The organism is Streptomyces sp. NPDC029466 (genome assembly GCF_055574515.1).
Genome location: NZ_JBVHZH010000011.1, coordinates 61,264 through 79,630, shown reverse-complemented (window position 1 = coordinate 79,630; position 18,367 = coordinate 61,264). Strand labels below are relative to the sequence as shown.

Here is an 18,367-nt window from a genome sequence, read left to right as displayed (position 1 = left end):
ACCGGTCGTGGCATTACTCAATTTCCGCAAACTCTCTGTCACGCCGTGCCGGAGTCGCTCTACCATCGGTCTATCCGTAGCAGGCTCTCCTCCGTTTCCGCCCACTGCCCGGCCAACGCCGGCCGTACGGCCCTACGGAGCATCGGGGGATGCACATGAACAGCGCTCCGCACCTGCTGAACGAGGATCGCGCGGAATTCGCGCGGCTCCTCGATGAGGCGCTGCGTACCGCCCCATACCGCCCGGACGACCTGACCACCGCCGCGGGACACCCTTTCCACACCGAGCAGTTGCGCACGATGGCGCTCAGCGCGACCACCGCCATCGCCGCCTGCGCCGCGGCCGAATACCAACGCTATGTGCAGCTCCGCGCCGAGTTGCGCGCGCCGACGCCCCTCGCGGCCCTCACCGATGCGGACGGCGAGGAGCAGAACGCGGCCGCCGACGGGAGACCGGGACCGGCCAGCACACCGGCCCTCGACGAGGCCGAAACCACCGGCGCCGGGCTGACCGCCATGATCGCCGTGCTCGCTCCCGTGCTCGCGGGTATCGCCGCGGTGCTCTTTCTCCTCCTCGGGTACGTGCTGCGCGCCGTCAGCCCCGACAAGTCCCTGGCCCAGCCGCTGATCAGCGTCGGCTGGATCTTCGCGGCGCTGACCGCGGCGGGCGCCCTCGTCGCCATGGCCGGCCTGCTCATCACGGCACTGCGCAACGGCGCCTCGGCACAGCTCGCCAGAGCGGATGAGCCGTCCGAGGCGCTGGACCAGGCCCACGAGGCATGGCGCCGCGCCCTTTTGGAACGCGGTCTGCTGCCCTTTCTCCGTGCGGCCCTCACCGACCCCACCGCCACCCCGGACGACGACCCCGCCCGCTACGTCCCCCGCAGCACCACGTCCCCGGAGAGCCGGATCCCCACCCTCGGCTACACCCGCCCCCAGTTCACCAGCCCCGACAGCGGCTCCTCGGGGTCCCGCCCGCGCTACTCCAGCCCGGACTTCACCAGCCCGGATTACGGCGGGCCGGACCACCGGACGGATTAGTGGGGCTCCTTCGAGGTCAGAGCCGGTGCGGGCGGGACCAGGAAGGCCCCCGCCCGTCGGGCAGGGGCCTTCCGCCGGGTGCGTCCGGACGGCCCGGCTAGTCCGCGATCGGCAGATACACGCGGTTGCCCGCCGCCGCGAACTCCTTCGACTTCTCGGCCATTCCGGCCTCGGGGTCGAGGGCCAGGTCGCCACCGTGTTCGCGGCGGATGTCCTGGCTGATCTTCATCGAGCAGAACTTCGGGCCGCACATCGAGCAGAAGTGCGCCGTCTTCGCCGGTTCGGCGGGCAGCGTCGCGTCGTGGAAGGCGCGGGCCGTGTCCGGGTCGAGGGCCAGGTTGAACTGGTCCTCCCAGCGGAACTCGAAGCGGGCGTCGGAGAGCGCGTCATCCCATTCCTGGGCGCCCGGATGGCCCTTGGCCAGGTCCGCCGCATGGGCCGCGATCTTGTACGTGATGACCCCGGTCTTGACGTCGTCGCGGTCCGGCAGGCCCAGGTGCTCCTTGGGCGTGACGTAGCAGAGCATCGCGGTGCCCCACCAGGCGATCATCGCCGCTCCGATACCGGAGGTGATGTGGTCGTAGGCGGGCGCGATGTCGGTGGTCAGCGGGCCGAGCGTGTAGAACGGCGCCTCTTCGCAGATCTCCTGCTGGAGGTCGATGTTCTCCTTGATCTTGTGCATCGGGACATGCCCCGGGCCCTCGATCATGGTCTGGACGCCGTGCCGCTTGGCGATGGTGTTCAGCTCACCGAGCGTCCGCAGCTCCGCGAACTGCGCCTCGTCGTTGGCGTCCGCGATAGAGCCGGGGCGCAGACCGTCGCCCAGCGAGTAGGTGACGTCGTAGGAGGCGAGAATCTCGCAGAGTTCCTCGAAGTGCGTGTAGAGGAACGACTCCTGATGGTGAGCGAGGCACCAAGCGGCCATGATCGAACCGCCGCGGGAGACGATGCCTGTCTTGCGGCGGGCCGTGAGCGGCACATAGCGGAGCAGCACACCGGCGTGCACCGTCATGTAGTCGACGCCCTGTTCGGCCTGCTCGATGACGGTGTCCTTGTAGATCTCCCAGGTCAGCTCCTCGGCCTTGCCGTCGACCTTCTCCAGCGCCTGGTAGAGGGGGACGGTGCCGATGGGGACGGGGGAGTTGCGCAGCACCCACTCGCGGGTGGTGTGGATATTGCGGCCGGTGGACAGATCCATCACCGTGTCGGCGCCCCAGCGGGTCGCCCAGGTCATCTTCTCCACCTCCTCCTCGATGGAGGAAGTGACCGCCGAATTACCGATGTTGGCGTTCACCTTCACCAGGAAGTTCTTGCCGATGATCATCGGCTCGATCTCCGGGTGGTTGATATTCGCCGGCAGCACCGCGCGGCCGGCCGCGATTTCGTCACGGACGAACTCGGGCGTGACCTTCTCGCGGACCGCGACGTACTCCATCTCCGCGGTGATCTCGCCGCGCTGGGCGTACGCGAGCTGGGTGACCGGGGTGCCCGCGCGGCCGCGGCGCGGCTGGCGGGGGCGGCCCGGGAAGACCGCGTCGAGGTTCTTGAGTCCGCCGCGCGGCGAGGTGTGCTTGAGGCCGTCGTCCTCCGGCCGCATGGGGCGGCCCGCGTACTCCTCGGTGTCGCCGCGGCCGATGATCCAGTTCTCCCGCAGCGGTGCCAGACCACGGCGGACGTCGGTATCGATGTTCGGGTCGGTGTACGGCCCTGACGTGTCGTAGAGCGTCACGTCCTTGCCGTTGGTGAGGTGCACCCGCCGGACCGGGACCCGAAGATCGGGGCGCGATCCGGAGACATAGCCCTTGTGCCAGCCGATCTGCGGCTTTTCGCCACCGTTGGCACCGTTTTCGGGCGTGCGTGCATCCTGCAGAGTCATGAGACCCAACTCCCTACGCCGGCATTACCCGGTAACAGGTTCGGCGGTCGACGCAGCGGCTTCCGTCCGCCGGCGTTTCACGTGAAACGCCGCTGGGACGGAGGTCAGCGCCCTCTCAGCCCGGTGCTCCGAGCTCCCGCGATTGCAAAGGTGCCACCACGGTAGCGGCCGATGTGGCGCGGTGAACAGTGGGCCCCTGGAGTTCTTGCGATGATCGGGCGGTGTCCGCTCACGAGTCCCACCACCACCCCGCCGCGCACTCCCATGGGCACGGCCATGGCCCTGCTGCGCCCGTCTCCCGGCATCTGCGCAAGGTCATCGCAGCCGTACTGATCCCGTTCGCGGCCGCAGTGGCGGTCGGCCTGGTCGTGCTCTGGCCGGGCGGTGCACCTCCGCACAAACCGTCCGGGGTCGGCTTCGATCAGCCCACGGAGAGCGCCCGAGTGGTCAAAGTGGCGGAGGTGAACTGCGCGGATGTCCATGCCGAGCAGCAGCCCCAGCCCCCGTCACCGACGGGGCAGCCACCGGCCAAGGGGTCAAACAAGGGAAAGCCCTGTCAGCAGACGACGATCGAAGTCACCACCGGGGAGCACAAGGGGCGCACCTTCCAGACGGTGGTGACCCCGGACGCGCTGCGGCATTACACCACCGGCCAGGAGGTGGTGGTGGCGTACTCCCCCAAGGCACCGAAGGAGTTGCAGTACTCGGTCAGCGATGTCGACCGGTCGCTCCCGATGTGGCTGCTGGCCGCGATCTTCGCCTTCGCAGTGGTGATCGTCGGCCGGCTGCGTGGCGTACTCGCACTGGTGGCACTGGCGGCCAGCTTCGTGGTCCTGACGCTGTTCATCCTTCCGGCGATCTTGCAGGGCTCCAATCCGCTGGTGGTGGCGGTGGTCGGGGGCAGCGCGATCATGCTGATCGCGCTGTACCTGTGCCATGGGCTGACGGCCCGTACGTCCGTGGCCGTCCTCGGCACCCTCGCGTCACTGCTGCTGATCGGGCTGCTCGGATCGGTCTTCATCGGCTGGGCGCTGCTGACCGGCAATACGGACGACACGACCGGGCTGGTGCACGGCCTGTATCCGGACATCGAGATCCGCGGTCTGCTGCTGGCGGGGATCATCATCGGTTCGCTGGGCGTGCTCGACGATGTGACGGTGACCCAGACCGCCGCGGTCTGGGAGCTCAAGGAGGCGGACCCGTCGGCCGGCTGGCGCAAGCTCTACGGCGCCGCGATGCGCATCGGCCGGGATCACATCGCGTCCGTCGTCAACACCCTGGTGCTGGCCTACGCGGGTGCCGCACTGCCGCTGCTTTTGCTGTTCTCGATCGCGCAGAGCAGCATCGGGACGGTCGCTTCGAGCGAGGTGGTCGCGGAGGAGATCATCCGCACGCTCGTGGGCAGCATCGGGCTGGTCGCCGCGGTACCGCTGACCACACTCCTGGCCGCGCTGGTCGTCTCGGCGGACCGGAAGGAGCAGACCGTGCCGGCGAGCGGCGATACCGGAGCGGGACGGGGAGCCGGGGCCGGGGTCCGCGGTGGCGTGCCGACGAGCCCCACGGGTGGCCGACCGGGACGCCGTGGGGGACGCGGCAAGCGACGTAAGCAGGGATGACGGAGAGGCGGGAACAGGGGAGGGGAACGACGGGCGGGGTCAGCCGGCGGGGGCTTCGGTGAGGATCCGGTCGAGTACGGCCTCCAGGGTGTCGCAGACCTCTTCCTTACCCAGCGGCACCAGCCGGTCCGTACGGTCCAGGAAGGCGACCAGCGGCGCCGCGCTCACCCGGAACAGCGCACGCTCGGCGCCGACTTGAAGGCTGATGAGGACATCGCTGAGGTGCTCGGGGGAGGCCGGCTCGATACGCACATCGCCCTCACCGGACGGCCGGCTCAGCCCGTCCAGCAGCAACTCCCGGCCGAACGCCCAGGTCACCGGCGCATCGCCGGGCAGATCGAAGGTGAGACGGACGGCGTACGGATCGGCGCTGGCGAAGTCCAGCTCCACCGGGATCCGGAACGCAAGCTCCTCCGAGACGACGAAGCTCATGATCACTTCTGCCTGAACTGTGTCGGTCATCAACCACTGCCCCGCACTTGATCGGAGATGGCCGGGAAACAACGCCCGTAGCCCTGTTGGCGCCATCGTCTGCCACGTGCCAGCAGATCACAAGGAGTGAGTTTTCAGATACTGATAGAGAAGGCGAGTGTCGTTAGTGTCGCCTCCGCCATTTTCCGTAGTCGGTCTGTAACGGACCGCAATCGACGCAGTTCGTCCACGGGCAGGGAGACCGCCAACGCCGCCGCAGCCGCCCCCACCTGGACGGGAATGGCGGCGCATACCGTGCCCAGGGCATATTCCTGGCGCTCATAAGCGGCATGGCCGCGACGCACCGTATCCAAACGATGCAGCAAATCGTCCTCAGTTCGCACGGAAAAGGGCGTTATCGACTGGACGGGATGACGCGCCAGATGCTCCTTCCTCGCCGCCTCGTCAAGCTGCGCGAGCAGACATTGGCCGATCGCATGGGTGTGGGCGGTGGTACGGAAGTCGACCCACTCCACCACCGGCGGCCGCGCCGGGTCATCGGTCACCGCCACCACCTCGACTTCACCCTCCCGGTAGACAGCGAAGTAGACGGCGGCGTCCAGCTCCTGGCCCGCCACGGCCAGCGCTTCGGAGAGATGAGCCCGCTGCCGGCGCTCAGCCCCGGCCCGACCGAGGACCTCGGCCGCCGCACCGAGTACGAAGACCCCGTTCTCCCGCTGGAGATAGCCCTCGTGCGTCAGCGTGCGCAGCAGGTGATAGGCCGTCGGCAGCGGTAGCCCCGCCTCTCTGGCCAGTTGCTTGGCGGGCGCACCATCGGCATGCGCACCCACTGCCTCCAGCAGCCGGAGCGCCCGCTGCACCGATCCGATCAAGGTGGGGTGGGAGGAGGATTCGCCGTTCACGATTGCCAACGCCAACCCCCAGGTCCGCTCGCCGCGGGGCACGGGCCCCGGCCCCGGGACCAACTCCCGTGACCGCGCACGCCTCCCCGGCACCCGATGGCGCCCGGACCAAGCTCGTCTCGCTCGGGTTTCCGGAACGCCACCGTCCGGAAGACGGCTGCGAGCGGCACTCTAGCCCGGGAGGTCGGGGCGAAAGCCCGAAAGCCGGCGGAGTTACCCCGCCCGCGCACCGCCGAGCGGCGCTGTGCGGGCTGGGTTCGACACCGGCCCCAACTACGTACCGATGAGGTGTTTTTGGGGGATTTGCGAGTTGAGCTGTTCCGCGATCCTCGCCGGGCCGAGCGGACCACGGCAGACGACCGCCGGCGGTCGAGCACCGGCGGTCGAGCACCGGCGGCCGGTCGTACCGGCGGTGGCCTACCAGTCGCTCTTCGGCGAGGAGGAGGACGAGCCGCTGGCCCTGCGGACGAGGTAGATGACTCCGGCGATCAGGGCCGCCGCGATGAGGACCTTGAACAGCACGCCGATCAGGAAACCGAGTGCGGTGGCGATCAGTCCGCCGAAGACGACGATCACGACGACGGGCACCACGACCCAGGTGACCCACCACGGAAGCCCTGCGAATATCCCCTTACCGGCCACTGCTCTCCCCTGCTTTCTGTCTTTCGCGCTGTCATTGTCCGTACCGCGCTATCCGTCCGCCGCGGCGCTGATGGCACCGTCCGCGCGCTGCCGGCCTGCCGCCTCACGCCTCAGGTTTCCCTTCACCAACGATGCTAGGACGCGGCACACGGCCATGGGGGCCTCGCAGCCCCGGTCCTCCCCTGACCCTTCCCCTACGGGTTCCGGGGTCCGACCCTTAGCTCTCAGGAGGAGAGAAGACCACCATCACCCGGAGGTCCTCGCTGATGTGGTGGAACTTGTGGGGCACCCCCGCCGGCACGTAGACCACGCTGCCACGGGCCACCGACTGCGTCTCCTGCCCGACCGTGATCGCCGCCCGGCCGCTGACCACGAAATACACCTCGTCCTGCGCGTGCGGCTGCTGTGGATCGACGCTGCCGGCATCCAGCGCATACAGCCCGACCGACATGTTGCGTTCCCGGAGGAACTGAAGATACGCACCGTCGTTCGCGGCCCGCTCCGCTTCCAGCTCTTCCAGTCGGAAAGCCTTCATGCCGTTCGCACCCCTCGATGATTCAGACTCGTCTGCGACGATCTCACCATGAAGCATTTTCTGGTCAAGACGATCGCCAATGCCGCGGCGCTTGCCGTGGCCATCTGGCTGCTCAAGGACATCACGCTCACCGGTGAGAACACCGGCCGCCAAATACTGACCCTGATCCTCGTCGCGCTGATCTTCGGGCTGGTCAATTTCCTGGTCAAGCCCCTGGTGAAGTTGCTCTCCTTCCCCCTGTTCATCCTCACGCTCGGCCTGATCACGCTGGTCGTGAACGCGCTGATGCTGCTGCTGACCTCCTGGCTCGCCGGCCAGGCCGACCTCGCCTTCCATGTGGAGGGCTTCTGGACGGCACTGCTCGGCGGCGTGATCATCTCCATCGTCGCCTGGGCGATGCATGTGATCCTTCCCGACGAGGACTGACCCGTGACCGCTCCCTTCCGCATCTGCTTCGTCTGCACCGGCAACATCTGCCGGTCGCCGATGGCGGAGTCCGTCTTCCGTGCCCGCCTCACGGAGGCCGGGCTCGACGGCCTGGTCGAGGCCGACAGCGCAGGGACCGGCGGCTGGCACGAGGGCGATGGAGCCGACCCGCGCACGGTCGCCGTACTGCGCGCGGGCGGCTATGAACACGCTCACACCGCCCGGCAGTTCCAAGCCTCCTGGTTCGACCGCCTCGACCTGGTCATCGCGCTCGACTCCGGCCATCTGCGCGAGCTGCGCCGGCTCGCCCCCACCGCACGGGACGCCGCCAAGGTCCAGCTGCTGCGTGCGTACGGGACGGGCGCGGCCACAGGCCCGGTGGCGGGCGGCGCCTCGGGCCCGGTGCCCGCCGCCTCCGGCCTCTCCGACGATCTCGACGTCCCCGATCCGTACTACGGCGGTTTCGAGGGCTTCGAGGAGTGCCTGGAGATGGTCGAGACGGCGAGCGAAGGCCTGCTGGCCGCGGTCCGGGCCACGCTCCCGGCCCGTACCGTCGTCACGGCCCGCGTCCCCGACCACGACCACCGGCGCGCTGCCCAGGAACCACAGCAGCCGCAGGAGAAGGAGAGCGCATGACGGGCGACGGCACCCGCGCCGTACGAGCCGGGCTCCCGGGGCCCGAGGCCTATGAGCCGGCCCTCCCCGGGCCGGTCTTCGCGGCCCACTACCACCTCCCCGGCGACGCCGTCGGTCCCTACACCTACGGCCGCGATGCCAACCCGACGTGGACCCGTCTGGAACAGGCCATCAGCACCCTCGAATCGCCCGACGAGAGCGCCCACACCGTCGCCTTCGCTTCCGGGATGGCGGCGATCAGCGCGGTGCTCTTCTCCCACCTGCGCTCCGGTGACGCGGTGGTGCTCCCCAGCGACGGCTATCAGCTGCTGCCTGCTGTGCACACCCGCCTGGAGGGTTATGGCATCGAGGTCCGTACCGCGCCGACCGCACACGACGCCCAGCTCGATGCGCTGGACGGCGCCCGACTGCTGTGGATCGAGACGCCCTCCAACCCCGGCCTCGATGTCTGCGACATCCGGCGGCTGGCCGACGCGGCGCACCGCCAAGGCGCGCTGGTCGCCGTCGACAACACCCTGGCCACCCCGCTCGGCCAGCGCCCCCTCGACCTGGGCGCGGACTTCTCGGTGGCCAGCGGCACCAAGGCGCTGACCGGCCATGGCGATGTCCTGCTGGGGTATGCCAGCACCCGTGATGCCGCGCTCGCCGAGTCCGTACGGCTGTGGCGCAAGACCGTGGGCGCGATCCCCGGCCCCATGGAGAGCTGGCTCGCGCATCGCTCACTCGCCACTCTCGCGCTGCGCATCCGCCAGCAGTCGACCGGTGCACTGGCGCTGGCCACGGCCCTGGTCGACCGCCCGGAGGTCACCGGCCTGCGCCACCCGGGTCTGCCGTCCGATCCGTCCCATGAGCTCGCCACCCGGCAGATGCGCGCGGGCCGCTTTGGCTCCGTGGTGTCCTTCGTGCTGCCGGACAAGTCCTACGCGGAGCGGTTCCTGGACGCGCTGACCCTGGTCGACGATGCGACCAGCTTCGGGGGCGTACGGTCCAGCGCGGAGCGGCGGGCCCGTTGGGGCGGAGACGCGGTGCCGGAGGGCTTCATCCGCTTCTCGGTCGGCGTCGAGGAGCCCGAGGATCTGGTCGCGGATGTCCTCCGGGCGCTGGACCTGGCCGCACGGAGCTGAACCGACAGACCGGGATGAACCGCATGACCGACAGGAGTCGAACAAGCGGGACGCATCGCCGCGTCCGGCACGCCTGAAGACGCAAGGAAGGCCGGCAGGGTATCCCCCCTCGTCACCCTGCCGGCCTGCGGTTCCACATGGCCCCGAGTCCACGCGTTTCACGTGAAACCAGATGTTCCACGTGAAACCAACCGCTCGAACAAGGCTAGTTGACCGAGCGTCAGTGTCCAATCACGCTAGCGACACATCCCTATCGACAAATTTATAGTTGGCCCGCGACCAGGCTTCCGAGGGGCGCAGGAGGTACACGATGGATCTGGCTCTGCTGCGCACCTTTGTCACGGTGCACCGCGCCGGCTCCTTCACCCGGGCCGCAGCATTACTCGGCCTGTCCCAGCCCGCGGTGACCAGCCAGATCCGGGCGCTGGAACGCCAGTTGGGCCGCCCGCTCTTCCTCCGGTACGCCCGCGGTGTCACCCCGACCACCATCGGCGACGAACTCGCCCACAAGGTGGCGCCGCACCTGGACGCGCTCACCGAGATCACCGAGGCGGGCCTGGACCGGGACTCCGTCACCCGCACTCTCCATCTCTCCGGCCCCCCGGAGTTCCTCGCCGAGCGCGCTCTCCCGGCGCTGGCCCCGCTGATATCCCAGGGCCTGTCCATCCGCACCTCCTTCGGGCCCGCGAAGGAGATGCTGAGCGGTCTGGCGGACGGTCACCACGATCTGACCGTCACCACGACCCGGCCGCGCGGCGGGCTCCTCACCGCCACCCCGCTGTGCGACGAGGAACATGTACTGATCGCCGCACCGCACTGGGCGGATCAGCTGGGCGGCTCCGCGGTACTGGAGGCCGGTGGCGTCCGTCTGTTGGACCCCATACCGATCGTCGAGGTGCACGAGAGTCTGCCGCTGATCGCCCGCTACTGGTCCACGGTCTTCGATACGAAGCCCACGGCCTCCGCGGCCGTGATCACCGGCGATCTGCGGGCGGTGCTGGCGTGCGTCGCGGCCGGCGCGGGGCTCGCCGTCCTGCCCCGCTATCTGTGCGCCGACGCGCTCGCGGACGGCGACGTCATCACCCTGCTCGATCCGCCGGTACCCCCACTGCGGACCTACTTCCTGGCCGTACGGACCGGGACGCTCGGCCTGCCGCATATCGCGCGGGCGCAGGAATGGCTGCTGCGCACCGCTGTCGACTGGTGACCGAGGGGCGAGGGTTTCACCAGGCCGTGACTGCGGCATCTGTCCCCTATGAACGAACGGCCAGTCGTCAAACGCACCGCCCGCGCGATCCTGCTCGACGGCGCGGACCTCGTTCTGATCAAGCGGACCAAGCCGGGCCGCGCCCCGTACTGGATCACTCCCGGCGGCGGCGTCGAGCCCGAGGACGCCACCGTCATCGACGCCCTCCACCGTGAACTGGACGAAGAGCTGGGCGCGAAGATCAAGGACGTGGTGCCGGTCTTCGTGGACACCGTCGAGCACTTCAGCGACGGCGGGGTGGACGGCGTGAAGGTCCAGCACTTCTTCGTCTGCCGGCTCGACTCGATGGACCTCGCACGCCGGCACGGCCCCGAGGTCGAGGAGCCCTGCGGGGACTACGAAATCGTGCGGGTGCCCTTCACCCGCGTCGGTATCGCCTCCGTCGAGGTCGTACCGCTGTCGCTGCGGCACTACCTGGACGGCAACATCGAGGGCGTACGGGCCATGCACGCCCCCGACCTGGGCTGAGGCGGCCACCGAGTCACCACCACGACGGCCGCTGCCTCGGGCGCCGGGTCAGCCGTCGCGCCGGTCGAACCATCCGCGGAAGCCGGCCTCGTCCTCCGCGGCACGACGGGGCTGGGCGCGGGCGAGCACCCGCTCGACGCGGTCGAGGAACTCCGCGTTCAGCTCCTCCACGAAATCCCGCCGGCCGTCGACCTCGGTCCCGGCGCCATAGCCGGGCTCAGGTCGTGAGGCGTGGGGCAGGCCGACGCGGGCGTGCGCGGGGTCGCCGTCGTACACCGCAGCCGCGCCCTGGTAGGCCGCCTCGCCCGTGTCCTCATGCAGTCCGCCCCGCAGATGCTCGTTCGTGCGCGCCGCGCGCCGGAACGGCGGACGCTCACTCGCCTCCGCCGCCGCGCCGAAGAAGTCGCCGCCCTTGCGCTTGCTGTCGTCGGTGCCCCACGCCCGCGCCCCGCGCTGGTGCGCCGGGACCTTCTGGAGATGCGGAATGTGCTTGGCGCAGTGGATGTACGCCTCTTCGACCTCGACCGTGACCCACAGCTGGGCGCGCCGCCCGGGGATCGGGTCGACCGGCAGATCGGCGTGGTGTGCCCGCATCTCCTCGTCCATGACGACCCGCGCGCGGCCGTTGATGTGCAGGCCGATGCGGTCCCGGGTGAAGTCGATCATCAGGATGCCCAGGCGCGGGTTCTCCGAGATATTGCCGATGGACGCCATGACACCGTTGCCACGGTATTCCGGATATGCCAGCGTCCGGTCGTCGAGCACCCGGACGAAGCCCGGCGGGCCGGCCCGGAAGGTCGAGTCGCAGTCGCCGTGCCGGTCGGCCGTGGCCAGGAAGAACATCTCCTGCCGGGCCACGAACTCCCGCATCCGGACATTGAGATGGTCCAGGACCTGATCCTCGTAGAAGCGGTCGGCGCGCTCGGTCGTGCCGAGTCGCTGCTGCACCAAGTGCTCGCCGTCGCTCCCGGGGCGCTCCTGCCTCGGCATACCCCACCCCTCCCCTGTTGGACCGTCGTCGCCCTGCACTGCCAAGACTTCAATCTGCTGCTGAGACCAGCTCTTCGATGGAGTCGTGCCGTATGCGGTCGGTCGGGATGCCTACCCCCACCAAAGCGTCCACACCACTGCGGATCAACCCCGGCGGCCCGGAAAGATAGGCGTCGTATTCCCGGTAAGGACCGTATTGCCGTACTGCGTCCGGAAGTTGGCCGGTTTCGCTGCTCGTCCCGCCCCGGGCCGCCGGTCCGGTGGCGACGACCGGGCGTACGGAGAGCCAGGGGTGGGTCTGTTCCAGCCGCAGCATGGTGTCGAGGTCGTAGAGGTCCTGGTCGCTGCGGGCGCCGTAGAAGACCTCGACGGGGCGCCGGACACCGTGTTCCGCGACATCCTCGACCAGGGCCTTGATGGGTGCGATGCCGGTGCCGCCGCCGACACACAGCAGACCGCTGCGCGTGGTGTGGTCGATGGTCATCGAGCCGCCGGGGGCCCCGAGCCGGATGACATCGCCGGGGCGGGCGCGATGGACCATGGCGTTGGAGACCCAGCCCGCCGGGACCGCCTTGACGTGGAAGGAGAGCAGACCGTCGGAGCGGGGTGCCGAAGCGAAGGAGTAGTGCCGCCAGATGCGCGGCCACCAGGGGGTTTCCACGCTGGTGTACTGCCCGGCGAGGAACGGGTAGGGCTGGTCGGGACGGACCGTGACCACCGCGATATCGGGCGTACGCAGCTCATGCGAGACGACCTCGGCCTGCCACCAGGCGGGGGCAACGGCCTCGTCCTCGGCGGCCGCGTCGATCATGATCTGCGAGATCGCCGTGTAGGCACGCACCCAGGCGGCCTGGGTCTCCGGCCCCCAACTGGATGTCGCATAGCGCGCGAGCGAGCTGAGCAGGCATTCGCCGACCGCCGGGTAGTGGTCCGGCTGGGTGCCGTATTTGCGGTGCCCGCGGCCGAGGTTCGCGAGGTACGCGGTGAGCACATCGGCGTCGTCGACGTGCTGGGCCGCGGTGAGCAGCGCCTTGAAGAGACGGTCGCGCTGGGTGTCCATCGAGGCGGGGAACAGCGCCCGCAGATCGGGATACTGGACGAAGAGCAGCGCGTAGAAGTACGAGGTGACCTTGTCGGCCACGGGCTCGATCTCCGCCATCGTGCGACGGATGAGAACCGCGTCGGGAGAGGCGGGTTCCGCGGAGGACGCCGAGGCGGTCACGGCCTCGAGAGAAGGCTCCGGTGCGGGAGCGGCGGGGCGGGCCCTGGGGGTGAAAGCGGGGGGCGCGGGGGCCGCGCTTTGGGCGGGCGGCGCCGGGGCGGCGCTCTGGGCGGGCGGCGCCGGGGCAGCGCTCTGGGCGGGCGGCACCGGGGCAGCGCTCCCCGTGGGCGCTCCCGTGACGCGCGCCGATTGGTGTACGGGCTCGGGCTCCTGGTGTACGGGCTCGGGCTCCAGGTCGTGGACGAACGCGCGCTCCCAGGTCGGCTGACCTCCCTGGGCCGGCTGACGTTCCCAGGAGGGCTCGGCCTCGCGATGTGGCAGTGCGGAGGCCGGGGCGGCGTACCCGGAGGCGGCCGCGGGCTGTCCGGTGGCGGCGGGTGCGGGGGGCGCTGCGCCCGGGTGCCCTGCCGACGGGACCTGCGACGGCTCCGTTTCGCGCACCCGCTCGGCGGCGGTGCCTACCGGCCGGATCGGATTGACCGGCCGACTGGGTATCTGCTCCCGGTCGTTCGGCTCGCCTGTCGCCTCGTGGCCTCTGTAGTCACCGCGGTCGGGGTGCGCACTCCGGTCGTCCGGTTCGGCCCGGCCGTCCTGGCCTTGTCGCCGGTCCTGGCTGTTTTGCCGCTCCTGCTGTTCTCCGGACGACTTCTTTGCCGGCGGAGTGAACCAACCCCAATCGCCACTGCTCCCATCGGAAGAGCCGTTATCGGCCGACGTAGTGGTCGGAGCGTCCATGGTCTGCCTCGCCTCGAACGTCTTTCAGTCGTCTTCGCACTTCCGTGGATCGGAACTGCCCGGAATTCCCCCGCCTGCCCCGGAATTCTTCATCGACTCAAGCGATTCCGGCAACATCCTCCAAAGCGGACAAATCTCACTTCCCTGCGACATTGTGGAGCAGACGCCGCGTCAGCAGCATGCCATCCCTGCTCACGACGATGGACAAATAGTCGGAAGTGCGGGTGTCGCGGGCCGCTTCGCCGCTAGGCTGACGAGCTTTGCCCGCCCTTCGCGTACCCGCGGAAGCCCTCACTCCGCCAAGCCGGACTCGACCATACCGGCAGTAGTTGAAACCACAAGTCCTGATCTTGGAACACTGTGGGCGGCCCTTCCGATAACAGTGATCCTCCCCACAGACTGCAATTTCAGCGCACACAGCGGACGAATCCTCCGTGGAAAATACGGAATTACTGGCCAGTACGCACCAGTGCGTATGCCTCGCGCAGATCACGTCCCGCATACGCATATGAGGCCAGGTCACTGACATGGTGATCCGCATTCACGGCCACGGACCGCGGAACGGCCGCGAACAGTTCGGTGTCCGACAGGGAGTCGCCGTACGCCACGCAGTCGGCGCGGGTCAGCCCGTACCGCACGCAGAGTTCATCTGCGATACGCACCTTCGCCGCCGAGGTGAGGATGCCGGCCGGTTCCACCGCCTGCCGTATCGGGACCAGCGGCCAGCGGGAACCGTGCGCCGCGTCGGCGCCCCAGGCCAGCAGCCGTTCGACAAAGAAGGCCGGCGACAGGGAAATCACCGCGCACCGTTCGCCACGTGCCCGGATGTCCGCCCAGACCTCCCGGATACCGGTCAGCCACGGCGCACCGTCGAAGGCCGCGGCCACCTCACGTTCGGTCAGCTCGGCGGCCCATAGCTCACACGCCCGCTGTGCGAACTGCACGGGCGTCAACTGCCCCGCCGCAAATCCGCGCTCCAGCTCGCCGATCTCCCGGTCCAGCCCGAGCTGCCGGGAGATCTCGACCGCGGCCGCGGACCCGTGGAGCAGGGTCCCGTCCATGTCGAACAGATGCAGCTTGCTCATGCCCCCGGAGCCTAGGGCGCCCGGCGCAGGGAGGCGTGGGCGGGAGGGGGTATGGGTGCAACTGGGTTCGTACATCCCCAAATCCGGCGAAGCGAGGGCCCCTCTGCGGCGTGAGCGGGTACGTACTCAAGGCCGCGTACCCGCGGATACTCCCGCCGGCAGATGTATCGCGCCGCGCGGGGCGGGACCGTGTCGGTATGCAGCAGCTCAACCGCCCCGCCCGCCGGGCCGTCCTCGTCCTTCACCTTGCCGTATCCGTCAGCTGGCTCGGTCTCACCCTCGGGCTGCTCGCACTCGGCATCACCGGCTACACCACCGGCTCCTCCGAGATGACGGCGGTCGCCTACCGTGCGATGAAGATCTTCGGTGACTGGCTGGTCCTCCCGCTCGCCTTTGCCTCGCTGGTCAGCGGGCTGGTGCTGTCCCTGGGCACCGCCTGGGGGCTGGCCCGGCACCGCTGGGTCGTCGTGAAGTTCTGGCTGACGCTCATCACCGTGCTGCTGTCGGTCTTCTCGCTCCGGCCCGGCATCAACCGCCTCGCCGCCGAGGCCGCCGCGGGCACGCCGGTCGCCGACATCAGCCTCGTCGTCGCGCCGTCGGTCGCCACGGCCACCTATCTCTTCATCACCGCGATCTCCGTCCTCAAGCCCTGGGGGCCGACCGCACGCGGCAGCCGGCTGCGCCGGGCACAGAGGGCCGAGGCCCGCGCCGGCCGGGCACGACGGAACGGCATCGAGGGCGCGGGCGTCCGCTAGCGACGGGCGGGGCCGGGGTCAGGGTCAGGGCCAGGGCCAGGGCCAGGGCCAGGGTCAGGCGAGGTCGGTCTCCGCTATCGCTGCGGTGACGATCCGGTGGTCCTGTTCGGGGGCGCCGCCGCCGAAGCCGAGTGCGCCGATCAGCCGGCCGTCCCGGTGGAGCGGCACACCGCCCGCGAGGAAGAGCAGCGGCCGGTCCAGCGCCGTGGGCAGGGTGTGGAAGAGGCCGTCGGGGCGTACGAGGTCGACGAGGTCGGTGGTCGGCGCGTCCAACTGGAGGGCGGTGTACGCCTTGCGGGTGCTGGTCTCGCCGGAGATCAGCACGGCCGTGTCGTCCCGCCGGAAGCCGAGCAGCTGGCCGCCCGCGTCGAGGACGGTGACGCTGCCCCGCACACCGAGCCCCTCGGCGGCACGGACGGCGGCCTCGATCAGGGCATCGGCCTCGCGGGTGGTGAGGGGGCGGACGGTAAGTGCGGTGGTGGGGGTGGCGGTAGGGGTGCTCATGAGCGTGGTCCTTGGGGTGTGGTGACGACGGCCGCGCCGGTGGAGCGCGGAGCGCCGGTGGTACGGGTGGTGCGGGCTCGGGTCGTGCGCACGCTTCGGGGTGGTGCGGGTGCTTCGGGGGGGGACGGACGTAGCCGTCAGCCGTGTGCTGCCGGTACGGGCTCGTCGGCGATCACGGTGGGTTCGCCGGCGGCGACCACCTGGCCACGGCTCGCCTGACGCCGCTCCAGGGCGGAGGCGAATATCGCCACCCCGAGCGCCGCGACGGTCATCAGCGCACCGACCCAGTTGGGCGCGGTGTAGCCCAGGCCTGCGGAGATGACGATCCCGCCGAGCCAAGCGGCCAGTGCGTTGCCGAAGTTGAAGGCCGCGATGTTGCCGGCCGAGGCAAGGGTGGGCGCCGAGGCCGCCTGGTCCATCACCCGCTTCTGCAGCGGCGGCACGGTGGCGAAGCCGAAGATGCCGATCAGCGCGAGGGTGACGGTGGCGGCGATCTTGTCGTGCGCGGTGAAGGTGAAGGCGGCCAGTGAGAGCGCGAGACCGGTCAGCGAGACATAGAGCATCGGCATCATGGCGCGGTCGGTGAAGCGGCCGGAGACCAGGTTTCCGCCGACCATGCCAAGACCGAAGAGGGCCGTCAGCCAGATCACGGAGGACGGTGCGAAGCCGGTGACCTCGGTCATCATCGAGGCGAGGTAGGTGAGGGCCGCGAAGACTCCGCCGAAGCCCAGGATCGTCATCAGCATCGCCAGGCCGACCTGCGGGTTGCGGAACACCGCGAGTTCACTGCCTATGGGAGAGGCCGCCTTCGCCCGCTGTGCGGGGACCAGCTTCACGATCCCCAGCAGGCCGATCACGCCGAGCGCGGTGATGGCGTAGAAGGTGGTGCGCCAGTCGACATGCTGGCTGAGCATGGTGCCGGCCGGCACGCCCACGACGTTGGCGACGGTGAGACCGCTGAACATCAGCGAGAGGGCGGCGGCCCGCTTCTGGGGCGCGACGAGATCGGCGGCCACCAGCGCGCCGATACCGAAGAACGCGCCATGCGTGAACGCGGCCACGATCCGCCCGGCCAGCATGATCCCGAAGTTCGGCGCGAGGCCCGTGAGCAGATTGCCCACGATGAACAGACCCATCAGCAGCATCAGCATCTGCTTGCGGGTGAAGCGCGTGCCGAGAGCGGTCATCAGCGGCGCTCCTACGACCACGCCGAGGGCATAGAGGGTGGTCGCGTATCCGGCGAGGGGGATGGAGACCCCGAAGCCGGCCGCCATGTCGGGCAGCAGGCCCATGACCGCGAACTCCGTCGTTCCGATCCCGAAGGCACCGATGGCGAGAGCCAGGAGTGCGAGTGGCATGACGGATCCCTTCAGATCATTGCGTCCGACCCTTACGGGCGTTCACAATAATTGCAGACGCGGGTTAATTGCAAGCGCCGTATATTTCGGAGGTGGCCTATCCTGGTCGTGCGCCCCATGAGGAGGTCTTGGATGACGCAGCGGACACGGGAAAAGCGGGACACGCAGGAGACGGCGGCCCCGCAGCCGGCAGCGGCCGCGACCGACTGCCCTCCGACGGAGCCCCCCGGCCTGGCGCAGGGCTGGTGCGCCCTGTCCGCACTGCACGGCCGTATCGAGTCACACATCGAACGCGCGCTTCAGTCGGCCCACGACCTCAGCGTCCGGGAGTTCTCGGTCCTCAATGTGCTCAGCGAGCAGCACGACGGGCCGGGTGGTCATCTGCGGATGCACCAGGTCGCGGACTCCGTCGTCCTCAGCCAGAGCGCCACGACCCGCCTGGTCACCCGGCTCGAGGAGCGCGGCCTGCTCTCGCGCTATCTGTGCCCCGACGACCGGCGCGGCATCTACACCAACGTGACGCCCGACGGCCTCGCGCTCCTGGTGGAGGCCCGGCCCACCCACAACGGCGCCCTGCGCGAAGCCCTCAAGGACGCCGCCCAGCGCCCCGAGCTGGCCCCCCTGGTCACCGCCGTCGAGACCCTCGCGCCACCGGAGTGACACCGACGGGCGCATGAGGGACGGGCGTACGGCGGTACGGACGCCAAGAGCGCCTCCCTGCCGCCTCTGTGATCGCACGGCATAAGGTCGCGCC

At 69.6% G+C, this 18,367-nt stretch carries 19 protein-coding genes; 9 read left to right on the top strand and 10 right to left on the bottom strand.

The window, feature by feature from the left end:
* Nucleotides 1–149: 149 nt before the first annotated feature.
* On the top strand, nucleotides 150–1,040 hold the full coding sequence (locus tag ACZ4XD_RS11890) for a DUF4126 domain-containing protein (RefSeq protein ID WP_468040888.1): 891 nt from the start codon (nucleotides 150–152) through the stop codon (nucleotides 1,038–1,040).
* Nucleotides 1,041–1,137: 97 nt separating this feature from the next.
* On the opposite strand, the gene thiC is transcribed toward ACZ4XD_RS11890, so the two are convergent.
* Nucleotides 1,138–2,916, bottom strand: coding sequence for a phosphomethylpyrimidine synthase ThiC (gene thiC, locus ACZ4XD_RS11885; RefSeq protein ID WP_468040885.1), 1,779 nt, complete (start codon nucleotides 2,914–2,916; stop codon nucleotides 1,138–1,140).
* A 221-nt stretch (nucleotides 2,917–3,137) separates the two neighbouring features.
* Here thiC and ACZ4XD_RS11880 point away from each other — a divergent pair, with 221 nt between their 5' ends.
* A complete protein-coding gene (locus ACZ4XD_RS11880; RefSeq protein ID WP_468040882.1) occupies nucleotides 3,138–4,532 on the top strand; it encodes a YibE/F family protein in 1,395 nt (464 codons plus the stop codon).
* 39 nt (nucleotides 4,533–4,571) lie between these two features.
* Here ACZ4XD_RS11880 and ACZ4XD_RS11875 read toward each other — a convergent pair whose 3' ends face one another.
* The 4 genes from ACZ4XD_RS11875 to ACZ4XD_RS11860 form a co-directional block, all read right to left on the bottom strand.
* Complete coding sequence (locus ACZ4XD_RS11875; RefSeq protein ID WP_042150901.1) at nucleotides 4,572–4,994, bottom strand: SsgA family sporulation/cell division regulator; 423 nt, start codon at nucleotides 4,992–4,994, stop codon at nucleotides 4,572–4,574.
* Between the two features lie 104 nt (nucleotides 4,995–5,098).
* Nucleotides 5,099–5,869 carry an IclR family transcriptional regulator gene (locus ACZ4XD_RS11870; protein WP_468041076.1) on the bottom strand — a complete coding sequence of 257 codons (771 nt, stop codon included), beginning with the start codon at nucleotides 5,867–5,869 and terminating at the stop codon, nucleotides 5,099–5,101.
* 414 nt (nucleotides 5,870–6,283) lie between these two features.
* Entirely contained in the window at nucleotides 6,284–6,508 is a 225-nt protein-coding gene (locus tag ACZ4XD_RS11865) for a DUF5326 family protein (RefSeq protein WP_468040877.1), read from the bottom strand.
* Between the two features lie 217 nt (nucleotides 6,509–6,725).
* Nucleotides 6,726–7,043 (bottom strand): cupin domain-containing protein, encoded by a 318-nt coding sequence (locus ACZ4XD_RS11860; RefSeq protein ID WP_387237630.1) that lies wholly within the window; start codon nucleotides 7,041–7,043, stop codon nucleotides 6,726–6,728.
* A 48-nt stretch (nucleotides 7,044–7,091) separates the two neighbouring features.
* On the opposite strand from ACZ4XD_RS11860, the gene ACZ4XD_RS11855 reads away from it, so the two are divergent.
* From ACZ4XD_RS11855 to ACZ4XD_RS11835, 5 genes are all read left to right on the top strand, one after another.
* Entirely contained in the window at nucleotides 7,092–7,469 is a 378-nt protein-coding gene (locus tag ACZ4XD_RS11855; protein ID WP_042150905.1) for a phage holin family protein, read from the top strand.
* 3 nt (nucleotides 7,470–7,472) lie between these two features.
* Nucleotides 7,473–8,105: a low molecular weight protein-tyrosine-phosphatase gene (locus ACZ4XD_RS11850; RefSeq protein WP_468040869.1), complete on the top strand. Its 633-nt coding sequence runs from the start codon at nucleotides 7,473–7,475 to the stop codon at nucleotides 8,103–8,105.
* On the top strand, nucleotides 8,102–9,229 hold the full coding sequence (locus ACZ4XD_RS11845) for a cystathionine gamma-lyase (protein WP_468040865.1): 1,128 nt from the start codon (nucleotides 8,102–8,104) through the stop codon (nucleotides 9,227–9,229). Before ACZ4XD_RS11850 ends, ACZ4XD_RS11845 begins: the two co-directional genes overlap by 4 nt.
* Before the next feature lie 310 nt (nucleotides 9,230–9,539).
* Nucleotides 9,540–10,436, top strand: coding sequence for a LysR family transcriptional regulator (locus tag ACZ4XD_RS11840; RefSeq protein ID WP_468040862.1), 897 nt, complete (start codon nucleotides 9,540–9,542; stop codon nucleotides 10,434–10,436).
* A gap of 48 nt (nucleotides 10,437–10,484) precedes the next feature.
* Nucleotides 10,485–10,964 carry an NUDIX domain-containing protein gene (locus tag ACZ4XD_RS11835; protein WP_042150914.1) on the top strand — a complete coding sequence of 160 codons (480 nt, stop codon included), beginning with the start codon at nucleotides 10,485–10,487 and terminating at the stop codon, nucleotides 10,962–10,964.
* Between the two features lie 48 nt (nucleotides 10,965–11,012).
* Here the strand turns inward: ACZ4XD_RS11835 and ACZ4XD_RS11830 are convergent, their stop codons facing one another.
* The 3 genes from ACZ4XD_RS11830 to ACZ4XD_RS11820 all read right to left on the bottom strand — a co-directional run bounded on the left by ACZ4XD_RS11830 (nucleotide 11,013) and on the right by ACZ4XD_RS11820 (nucleotide 14,996).
* Nucleotides 11,013–11,954 (bottom strand): pyridoxamine 5'-phosphate oxidase family protein, encoded by a 942-nt coding sequence (locus ACZ4XD_RS11830; protein WP_468040859.1) that lies wholly within the window; start codon nucleotides 11,952–11,954, stop codon nucleotides 11,013–11,015.
* 49 nt (nucleotides 11,955–12,003) lie between these two features.
* Nucleotides 12,004–13,911 (bottom strand): globin domain-containing protein, encoded by a 1,908-nt coding sequence (locus ACZ4XD_RS11825; RefSeq protein WP_468040855.1) that lies wholly within the window; start codon nucleotides 13,909–13,911, stop codon nucleotides 12,004–12,006.
* A gap of 449 nt (nucleotides 13,912–14,360) precedes the next feature.
* Complete coding sequence (locus ACZ4XD_RS11820) at nucleotides 14,361–14,996, bottom strand: HAD family hydrolase (protein ID WP_468040852.1); 636 nt, start codon at nucleotides 14,994–14,996, stop codon at nucleotides 14,361–14,363.
* Nucleotides 14,997–15,193: 197 nt separating this feature from the next.
* Here ACZ4XD_RS11820 and ACZ4XD_RS11815 point away from each other — a divergent pair, with 197 nt between their 5' ends.
* Nucleotides 15,194–15,751 (top strand): DUF2269 domain-containing protein, encoded by a 558-nt coding sequence (locus ACZ4XD_RS11815; protein ID WP_468040850.1) that lies wholly within the window; start codon nucleotides 15,194–15,196, stop codon nucleotides 15,749–15,751.
* 54 nt (nucleotides 15,752–15,805) lie between these two features.
* Here ACZ4XD_RS11815 and ACZ4XD_RS11810 read toward each other — a convergent pair whose 3' ends face one another.
* On the bottom strand, nucleotides 15,806–16,255 hold the full coding sequence (locus ACZ4XD_RS11810) for a GlcG/HbpS family heme-binding protein (protein ID WP_468040848.1): 450 nt from the start codon (nucleotides 16,253–16,255) through the stop codon (nucleotides 15,806–15,808).
* A gap of 137 nt (nucleotides 16,256–16,392) precedes the next feature.
* A complete protein-coding gene (locus ACZ4XD_RS11805; protein ID WP_468040845.1) occupies nucleotides 16,393–17,613 on the bottom strand; it encodes an MFS transporter in 1,221 nt (406 codons plus the stop codon).
* A 132-nt stretch (nucleotides 17,614–17,745) separates the two neighbouring features.
* On the opposite strand from ACZ4XD_RS11805, the gene ACZ4XD_RS11800 reads away from it, so the two are divergent.
* The gene (locus ACZ4XD_RS11800; RefSeq protein WP_468040842.1) at nucleotides 17,746–18,273 is read left to right on the top strand and encodes a MarR family winged helix-turn-helix transcriptional regulator; all 528 of its coding nucleotides are present in this window, start codon (nucleotides 17,746–17,748) and stop codon (nucleotides 18,271–18,273) included.
* Nucleotides 18,274–18,367 lie beyond the last annotated feature (94 nt).

Bases quoted from the DNA above. Each gene is read 5' to 3' on its own strand.
- ACZ4XD_RS11820 (WP_468040852.1), bottom strand. From the start codon at position 14,996: ATGAGCAAGCTGCATCTGTTCGACATGGACGGGACCCTGCTCCACGGG.
- ACZ4XD_RS11805 (WP_468040845.1), bottom strand. From the start codon at position 17,613: ATGCCACTCGCACTCCTGGCTCTCGCCATCGGTGCCTTCGGGATCGGA.
- ACZ4XD_RS11840 (WP_468040862.1), top strand. From the start codon at position 9,540: ATGGATCTGGCTCTGCTGCGCACCTTTGTCACGGTGCACCGCGCCGGC.
- ACZ4XD_RS11855 (WP_042150905.1), top strand. From the start codon at position 7,092: ATGAAGCATTTTCTGGTCAAGACGATCGCCAATGCCGCGGCGCTTGCC.
- ACZ4XD_RS11825 (WP_468040855.1), bottom strand. From the start codon at position 13,911: ATGGACGCTCCGACCACTACGTCGGCCGATAACGGCTCTTCCGATGGG.
- ACZ4XD_RS11835 (WP_042150914.1), top strand. From the start codon at position 10,485: ATGAACGAACGGCCAGTCGTCAAACGCACCGCCCGCGCGATCCTGCTC.
- ACZ4XD_RS11845 (WP_468040865.1), top strand. From the start codon at position 8,102: ATGACGGGCGACGGCACCCGCGCCGTACGAGCCGGGCTCCCGGGGCCC.
- thiC (WP_468040885.1), bottom strand. From the start codon at position 2,916: ATGACTCTGCAGGATGCACGCACGCCCGAAAACGGTGCCAACGGTGGC.
- ACZ4XD_RS11815 (WP_468040850.1), top strand. From the start codon at position 15,194: ATGCAGCAGCTCAACCGCCCCGCCCGCCGGGCCGTCCTCGTCCTTCAC.
- ACZ4XD_RS11875 (WP_042150901.1), bottom strand. From the start codon at position 4,994: ATGACCGACACAGTTCAGGCAGAAGTGATCATGAGCTTCGTCGTCTCG.
- ACZ4XD_RS11830 (WP_468040859.1), bottom strand. From the start codon at position 11,954: ATGCCGAGGCAGGAGCGCCCCGGGAGCGACGGCGAGCACTTGGTGCAG.
- ACZ4XD_RS11800 (WP_468040842.1), top strand. From the start codon at position 17,746: ATGACGCAGCGGACACGGGAAAAGCGGGACACGCAGGAGACGGCGGCC.
- ACZ4XD_RS11860 (WP_387237630.1), bottom strand. From the start codon at position 7,043: ATGAAGGCTTTCCGACTGGAAGAGCTGGAAGCGGAGCGGGCCGCGAAC.
- ACZ4XD_RS11890 (WP_468040888.1), top strand. From the start codon at position 150: ATGCACATGAACAGCGCTCCGCACCTGCTGAACGAGGATCGCGCGGAA.
- ACZ4XD_RS11810 (WP_468040848.1), bottom strand. From the start codon at position 16,255: ATGAGCACCCCTACCGCCACCCCCACCACCGCACTTACCGTCCGCCCC.